The organism is Lentilactobacillus parabuchneri DSM 5707 = NBRC 107865, assembly GCF_001435315.1.
GTDB classification, from domain to species: domain Bacteria; phylum Bacillota; class Bacilli; order Lactobacillales; family Lactobacillaceae; genus Lentilactobacillus; species Lentilactobacillus parabuchneri.
The window spans coordinates 1-377 of sequence record NZ_AZGK01000042.1; the positions used below are offsets into that span (position 1 = coordinate 1).

At 45.6% G+C, this 377-nt stretch carries 1 protein-coding gene; it reads right to left on the minus strand.

Going from position 1 to position 377, the window contains the following annotated elements; genetic code table 11:
• Positions 1 to 11: 11 nt before the first annotated feature.
• Positions 12 to 377 (minus strand): transposase (locus FC51_RS12010; RefSeq protein ID WP_155519327.1); only part of this gene is annotated, 366 nt, incomplete at its 5' end.

The window sequence follows — 377 nt, forward strand, 5'->3', positions numbered from 1 at the left end:
TTAGAAGCTGTCTAAAATCTCTTAAGTAATAGTGCTAAAAACGCTAAAACGACCATTTGCAGACTGGTGGTTAATTGACGCTCACAATTTTTCCAAAGTCGCCGACAATTCTCTAGCCAACTAAAAGATCGTTCGACTACCCAACGTTGGGGCATGACTTCGAATCGATGCAACTCATTGCGCTTCGCAACCTGCACGGTTGCGTTTAAATTACTGGCTACATCGAGCTGAAAATTAACGCCTGAATAACCACCATCAACTAAGACATTTTGAACCTGGCGTAAATGCATGGCATGTAAAGCGATCATGGCACTGGCCCCGTCTCGATCAGAGACGTTCGCTCGCGTCATGTGAATGGCCTGCGGAAAGCCATGGAT